The following is a 7,006-nucleotide window of genomic DNA, read 5'->3' on the forward strand; positions in this document are numbered from 1 at the left end:
TGCTGGAGACAAAGCTTTTTGTGTGGGAGGTGATCAAAAAGAAAAAGGAGAAGAAGGAGGGTATGATTATTCCGGAGGGTTAGGAGGAGGAATCGGTCTCGAGGTGGAGACACTTCATCAAACAATTCGCAATATACCAAAGCCTGTCATTGCTGCTGTTAACGGGTTTGCCATTGGAGGCGGCCATGTTCTTCATGTGATTTGTGACTTAACGATTGCTTCAGTGGATGCAAAATTTGGTCAGAGCGGCCCTAAAGTAGGGAGCTATGATGCAGGGTTTGGTTCTGCTTATTTAGCTCGTATTGTTGGGGAGAAGAAAGCTAGAGAAATCTGGTATTTGTGTGAACAATACTCAGCACAGGAATCAAAGGAAATGGGACTAGTGAACAAAATTGTGCCTGCTGACCAACTGCAGCAAGCGGCAGAAGAATGGGCAGAGAAGATTCTTCAAAAAAGCCCAACGGCACTTAAAATGCTCAAATACTCGTTTAATGCGGATAGTGCAAACATTCAAGGAATCTCTCAATTATCAATGAGCAGTCTTGCCATGTTTTATAATACGGAAGAATCGGAAGAAGGAAAGAATGCATTTCTTGAAAAGAGACCAGTGGATTTTAAAAAATTCAGAAGGTAATCAGGGGGATGGGACAAGTGAAGATAGAAACCATTTTAAGCCCGGAATACGTGGAGCGTTACCAAACAGTTTGGCCGAATAAAACGATACTGGATTATTTGAAGGATGCAATTGATAAAAACCCGAATAAAACTGCCATAATTGATAAAAAGAGCCGCTATACGTATCAAGAGTTGGGTAAGCTCGTGGATAGAGTGGCATTAGGTCTTATTGAATTAGGCCTAGGAAAAGGCGATGTGATCTCATTTCAGCTTCCTAATTGGAATGAGTTCGTTATTTTGCATTACGCAGTCACTCGAATTGGAGCGATTAGTAATCCTTTAATTCCTATCTACCGTGATAGAGAGATTGGTTATATGGTTGGGATGGTCGAATCTAAAATGATTGTTGTTCCTGATCAATTCCGAGGTTTTGATTTTCCTGCGATGATTGAACGGCTTCGACCACAATGGCCTTCCATGGAGCATATCTATGTGATTGGAGATCATGTCCCAGCCGGAATGCATTCATTTTCCTCCCTTCTTAATGAGCCGTGGGAAAAACGAAGGGATCCAGGCATCCTTGATGAAATTGTCCATGACCCCAATGACGTCACTGAAATTATTTTTACTTCAGGAACGACAGGCAGTCCCAAAGGGGTGATGCATACACATAATACCCTGTGTATTTCAACGGATTATTGGATAGAGCGATTACGTTTAACTTCTGACGACATCATGTTTATGGCATCAACGTTTGCCCACCAAACTGGCTTTGGGTATGGAGTGCGTCTGCCAACACATTATGCAGGCACAGCTGTATATCAAGATATATGGAATCCGAGTGAGTTTATTGAATGGGTGGAAAAGGAGAAGATTACCTTCACAGCAGGTGCTACTCCGTTTTTACAAGATACAGTCCAATATGAAGGCATAGAGAACTATAATCTAACTTCACTACGAACGTTCGTCGCCCTCGGTGCACCGATACCGAGAGCACTAGTAAAAGAAGCAGCTGAAAAAGTTCCTTTTACGATTTTAGCAGGATGGGGCCAAACAGAAAATGGGTTGGTTACCTTAACGAAGCTTGATGATTCAGAAGAAATACTCACAAGCACTGACGGTGTTGCTTTTCCCGGAATGGAACTGAAGGTAGTCAATTTTCAAGGAGATACCTGCAGCCCTAATGAAGAAGGCGATTTACTATGCCGGGGACCTGCCTTATTTGTCGGTTATTTGAAGCAAATAGATAAAACGATGGATGAGTATATGGACGGCTGGTTTATCACAGGCGATCGAGCGGTAATGGATGAAGCGGGGTACATTCGAATTGCCGGTCGGAATAAGGATATTATTATCCGAGGGGGAGAAAACATCCCTATCGCGTATGTTGAAAATGTACTTTATGAGAATCCAGATATATCCGTTGTCCAAATTATTGCCATGCCAGATGCTAGGCTGCAAGAAAAAGCATGCGCTTTCATTAGCATGAAGGCAGGGAAAACACCACTTACCTTACAATCCGTACAAGCATTTCTTTCGGAAAAAGGAATAGCTAAACAATATTGGCCGGAGCATGTAGAAATTATTGATGAATTTCCGCGAACACCTAGTGGTAAAATCCAAAAGTTTCGGTTGAGGGAACGAATTAATCAGCTGATTCAGGATCAGGTATAGGCAAGAAATAAAATGAAAAGAGGTGAAGCTATATGGTTCAACGAGTAGCGTTTGTAACTGGTGCAGGCAGAGGAATTGGCAGAGAGATTGCTAGAACGTTAGCTTCAAAGTCTATGAAAGTAATCGTTTCAGATGTTAACAGGGAGAATGCGGAAGAAACGGTTTCGATTGTTCAAAACGAAGGCGGTGAGGCGGTCGCGGTGTATTGTGATGTAACCAATTTGGAAAGCGTCCAAGAAGCGGTCGCCTCCTCCTTGACTCATTTTCAGACAATTGATGTGTTGGTGAATAATGCAGGATGGGATAAAATTGAACCCTTTCTAAAAAGTGAGCCAAGTACATGGAAAACGATAATTGACATAAATATGATGGGGCAGATTCATACCTGTAAAGAAGTGCTGCCGGTTATGATCAAAAATGGTTATGGAAAAGTGATTAATATTGCATCAGATTCGGGAAGAGTAGGTTCAAGCGGTGAAGCTGTTTACTCAGCAGCAAAAGGCGGAGTAATTGCTTTTACGAAAACACTGGCTAGAGAAATGGCCAGGCATAAATTAAATATTAATTGTATTGCTCCAGGACCAGCAGACACACCTTTGTTCCAGGAAATTGGTTTGCAAAATGAAGGGATTGCAGCTGCGTTAGAAAAAGCCATCCCATTTAGACGTTTGGCACAGCCTAGTGATATTGCAAATGCCGTAGCCTATTTTGCTTCAGACGAAGCAGGGTATGTAACCGGTCAAACACTCTCAGTCAATGGAGGTTTAACCATGTGTTAACCAAAGGGAGCTTTTATCCTCTGGTAACTATTTTACGGTTTAATGAGTAGTTTTAGAAAAGGAAGGTACAGCGTTCGGAGTAACGGGTTCGGTTGATGATGAGAAAACATTAAATAACAGCCTAATTGGGAACACAATTCGCATAGAAATCGGTGTCCCCTTTTTTGTTGTTATATCAATACTTTAACGCATTAAACACACCAATTAGCAAATTAATGTACACGCAAATTGAAGACACCGCATAAATTTATGCGGTGTTGTTAAAACCTGTGTTAAAACTAAGGAAGGTGTTTAATATTTAGCGAACTTGTTTTTTGAAGGAATTTAGAGATTTATGTTGAATTATTGATAGATTGGTGGTGATATTATGAAACATGTTTACGCTAACCTATTAGGTGTTTGGGTTAATCTTTCTAAAGACGACAAGTGTGTGATGGGTCCTAATATGACTTCCCCTAAATTGTGGTGGGAAGAAAACGCTGAAATATGGAGTCCCAATAAAAGAGAAGAACACACGATGTATCAACTTGATTACATCCATATTCATTACAAAGGTAAAGATTATAGAATTAAGGCGATTTCCATCCAAATCGTCGAATGTTAAATTTATCCTCAAGTTTTCTTTTTAGTTCTTCAATTAGGTTGTTTACACTTGTTCAACTAACGGATGCTTTAGTAAAATAAGGGTAGAAAATGTACGTCAAAAAACGCTCAGATTTTGATCTGACCCAAGAAAGTTAGACATATATTGTTAGGCTGCTTCGAGGACTATGCGGTCTGCATTCCTGATCCAACAAAAGGTGAAAGAATTATTCTCTATACGACTTTCCATGAAATTGAAGAAGCTGCATTAAAAAAATATGTAAAAATAGAAAAACTCTCCCAGATGAATTTTCCCTACACTATTGAAAAAATAGATACTGTTCCTTTACTAGGCAGCGGAAAAGTAGACTACGTGACGTTAACGCAAAAAGCTAAAACATTATTTACATTAGCAAAAGTCTAATCTTTAAGTAAATGATCTGAATAGGTAGACCAGGACTTAACAATTATTATTGTTGGCACGTAAATTGATTCTGTGTTACATTTTTAAAAAAGGTAAAAATTGGAGGTAGTCATACGTGTTTAAAAAATTACTAGGTTCTGTAGGAATTGGTGGAGCGAAAGTCGATACGAAATTAATGAAAACGAGTTTTCTTCCAGGTGAGTTGCTTGAAGGTGTAGTTGAGATTCAAGGTGGACAAATCGAACAAAAAATTGATGAAATTTACCTTTCTCTTATAAGCAACTATAGTATTGAAACAGATAACGGGAAATCTGAACGTACAGCTGAAATAGGAAAGTTTAAATTACTAGATTCTTTTGTTGTCTATGCTAATGAGACTAAAAGCATTCCATTTCGTTTTGCCTTACCATATGATGTACCGATTACTACTAGTAAAACAAAAGTATGGATTCAAACTGGATTAGATATTAAAATGGCAGTTGACCCACAAGATCGAGATTATCTGGAGATACAGCCGCACCCTTTAGTAAGTGAATTCTTATCAGTTGTCAAAGGTCTAGGGTTCCGATTAAGAAAAATTGAAGCGAAAAATGCACCGAGTCATTTACGAAGAAGATTGCCATTCGCACAAGAATTTGAATTCAGCCCAAGCAGTGGACAATATAGAGGCCGATTAGACGAATTAGAAGCGGTGTTTTTTATCTCAGAAAATCAAGTAGAAGTTATCCTTCAAATTGATCGAAAAGGCGGATTCTTCTCTGAAAGACTTAATATGGATGAAAGTCATGTGCGTTTTACCTATGGAAGAAATGAAGTTCCTAATTTAAGTCAATTAGTAACCAATTTAATTAATCAATATAGTTAAACGAATAGACACCTAGATTTAATCTGCTAGGTGTCTTATTTTTCGTCCTGTGAATGAGTGGGATTAGAGCTATCATTTAATTTATCATGCATTTAGAGGAAATGGATAATCTGAAACGAATTTATTTAAAAGACACCTTTTGAAAACGCTTACTAGTAAAGTGTTTTTCCAATTCTAAAGAAATTAGGTGATTACATGCGTCTAGAAGCTAAAATTGCAATCATCACGGGAGGCGGCAGCGGGATCGGACGAGCCGCGGCTTTACGTTTTTCGCAAGAAGGGGCCAAGGTAATGATTGGAGATCTGGATGAACAATCCAGTTTAGAAACGGTCCAACTAATTAAAGAAAACGGGGGAATTGCTGAATACCTCTATACTGATGTTAGTAATCCTGAAGATGTGGAGAATCTTGTAAAGACAACAGTGGATACGTATGGAAAATTAGATATATTGGTCAATAACGCAGGGATTTCACATACTCAAAATAAGCTTCCTGATATACCAGTTGAGGATTGGAAGAAAGTCATGGATGTATGTTTAAATGGTGTTTATTTTGGGATGAAATATGGTATTCCTGAGCTGCTGAAAAACGGCGGAGGTTCCATAATTAATACAGCTAGTGTTGCAGGAATTAAAGGACAAAAGCTTCTAGCGGCCTATACTGCTGCAAAAAGCGGTGTAATAGCGGTCACAAAAAGTACAGCTCTCGAATATGGCAAGCACAACATCCGGGTGAATGCGATAGCACCGGGGGTTATTGATACAGCCATTACGACAGAATGGAAGAACTCATCAAAATGGGAAGTCTTATCGAAAGCGAATGCGCTTAGAAGAGTAGGACATGCTGAAGAAGTTGCGAATGTCTTACTCTTTTTAGCTAGTGAGGAAGCTTCATTTATTACGGGAACAACAATTGTAGTGGATGGAGGAACATTATTAGGAAAATAGGGAGACGATTGGATGAACACTTCGTTAGATATAAAAGTTCAAGAAACGGACATCGATGAAATCGGTCATGTTAATTATATGAACTATATTTCTTTTTCAGAGAAGGGAATAGGAGATTGGTATAGGAAAGCCGGGGTGCCTCTAGCAGGTTTACTACAAAAAAATATAGGTACGGTTCTACTTAAATTTGATATTCTTTATTTAGCAGAAGCTAGAGCAGGAGATACCTTAACCATTCATACCATTCCAATTCGCTTAGGTACGAAGAGTTTCCAATTCAAACAAGAAATTTATAATCAAGCTGGAATACAAACTACTGAATGTAATAAAACCTTTGTAATGTTTGATCTCATCACTAGAAAAAGTATCCCGGTCGAACATAACATAGTGGCTCACTTCGATTAGAACCCACCAACGGACTGCGAATGCACTCCGTTGGGTTCAGGATAAAAACTATTTTAATAGATCATGATCTACATAACGTTCCCCATTGAGCTCACTAATCAGGTTGATAGCTGTTTTTGCTCCATCACCTGCAGTTATGATCGTATGAATACTTACTCCTGCGCATGTTCCAGCTGCCCAAATCCCATCAATATTTGTTTTACCGGAAGCATCAACGTCAAAGATTTTTTTTGTTCTAGGTTCTATGCCGTCTCTTGTGGCAATTCCAGCTGCTTCTGCTAAATCGGATAGCATACCAGTTGCGAGAATGATATGTTTGGCTTCAACTGTTCCCGTATCTGTTTCAATGGAGAAACCTTCATCTAATTTAGTTAAGGAGACAACTTTTGCTTGTAATACTTCAGCACCAAATTTTTTTGCTTGAGCAATCCCTGTTGCAATTAAATCAGGACCTGTAATTTCGGCAACTCCGTAATGATTTTCTACCCAAGCTTTTTTGGTGATGCTCTGGTTACTATCTAGAACAATCGTTTTTTTACCAGCTTTGGCTGTGAAGATTGCTGCACTTCCCCCAGCAGGACCAGCTCCAATAATCGCTACTTCATACATATGAGTTTCCTCCTTTTCGTATCACTTTCATTTTAACAAACATTGGAAAGAGGCTGGTACAATTAAATACTGAATAATATGATAAAATTTTGTGACGGATATTAT

The 7,006-nt window shown here is 39.0% G+C and carries 9 protein-coding genes; 8 read left to right on the forward strand and 1 reads right to left on the reverse strand.

Annotation, left to right across the window (positions count from 1 at the left end; genetic code table 11):
• From AC52RT_RS18055 to AC52RT_RS18090, 8 genes are all read left to right on the forward strand, one after another.
• Positions 1–634, forward strand: a 634-nt coding sequence (locus AC52RT_RS18055; RefSeq protein WP_495542030.1) for an enoyl-CoA hydratase-related protein, incomplete at its 5' end; no start/stop codon positions are given.
• An 8-nt stretch (positions 635–642) separates the two neighbouring features.
• Positions 643–2,289 carry an AMP-binding protein gene (locus AC52RT_RS18060; RefSeq protein ID WP_495542031.1) on the forward strand — a complete coding sequence of 549 codons (1,647 nt, stop codon included), beginning with the start codon at positions 643–645 and terminating at the stop codon, positions 2,287–2,289.
• 32 nt (positions 2,290–2,321) lie between these two features.
• On the forward strand, positions 2,322–3,068 hold the full coding sequence (locus AC52RT_RS18065; protein WP_495542032.1) for an SDR family NAD(P)-dependent oxidoreductase: 747 nt from the start codon (positions 2,322–2,324) through the stop codon (positions 3,066–3,068).
• A gap of 367 nt (positions 3,069–3,435) precedes the next feature.
• Positions 3,436–3,672, forward strand: coding sequence for a hypothetical protein (locus AC52RT_RS18070; protein ID WP_495542033.1), 237 nt, complete (start codon positions 3,436–3,438; stop codon positions 3,670–3,672).
• Positions 3,673–3,816: 144 nt separating this feature from the next.
• A complete protein-coding gene (locus AC52RT_RS18075; RefSeq protein WP_495542034.1) occupies positions 3,817–4,074 on the forward strand; it encodes a hypothetical protein in 258 nt (85 codons plus the stop codon).
• A gap of 115 nt (positions 4,075–4,189) precedes the next feature.
• The gene (locus tag AC52RT_RS18080) at positions 4,190–4,939 is read left to right on the forward strand and encodes a sporulation protein (RefSeq protein ID WP_340850253.1); all 750 of its coding nucleotides are present in this window, start codon (positions 4,190–4,192) and stop codon (positions 4,937–4,939) included.
• Positions 4,940–5,134: 195 nt separating this feature from the next.
• Positions 5,135–5,887, forward strand: coding sequence for an SDR family NAD(P)-dependent oxidoreductase (locus AC52RT_RS18085; protein ID WP_495542035.1), 753 nt, complete (start codon positions 5,135–5,137; stop codon positions 5,885–5,887).
• Positions 5,888–5,899: 12 nt separating this feature from the next.
• Complete coding sequence (locus tag AC52RT_RS18090) at positions 5,900–6,292, forward strand: acyl-CoA thioesterase (protein WP_495542036.1); 393 nt, start codon at positions 5,900–5,902, stop codon at positions 6,290–6,292.
• Positions 6,293–6,340: 48 nt separating this feature from the next.
• On the opposite strand, the gene AC52RT_RS18095 is transcribed toward AC52RT_RS18090, so the two are convergent.
• Positions 6,341–6,901 (reverse strand): FAD-dependent oxidoreductase, encoded by a 561-nt coding sequence (locus AC52RT_RS18095; RefSeq protein ID WP_495542037.1) that lies wholly within the window; start codon positions 6,899–6,901, stop codon positions 6,341–6,343.
• Between the last annotated feature and the right edge of the window lie 105 nt (positions 6,902–7,006).

The organism is Peribacillus sp., from assembly GCF_059453735.1.

Bases quoted from the DNA above. Each gene is read 5' to 3' on its own strand.
- AC52RT_RS18060 (WP_495542031.1), top strand. From the start codon at position 643: ATGGGACAAGTGAAGATAGAAACCATTTTAAGCCCGGAATACGTGGAG.
- AC52RT_RS18065 (WP_495542032.1), top strand. From the start codon at position 2,322: ATGGTTCAACGAGTAGCGTTTGTAACTGGTGCAGGCAGAGGAATTGGC.
- AC52RT_RS18070 (WP_495542033.1), top strand. From the start codon at position 3,436: ATGAAACATGTTTACGCTAACCTATTAGGTGTTTGGGTTAATCTTTCT.
- AC52RT_RS18085 (WP_495542035.1), top strand. From the start codon at position 5,135: ATGCGTCTAGAAGCTAAAATTGCAATCATCACGGGAGGCGGCAGCGGG.
- AC52RT_RS18090 (WP_495542036.1), top strand. From the start codon at position 5,900: ATGAACACTTCGTTAGATATAAAAGTTCAAGAAACGGACATCGATGAA.
- AC52RT_RS18095 (WP_495542037.1), bottom strand. From the start codon at position 6,901: ATGTATGAAGTAGCGATTATTGGAGCTGGTCCTGCTGGGGGAAGTGCA.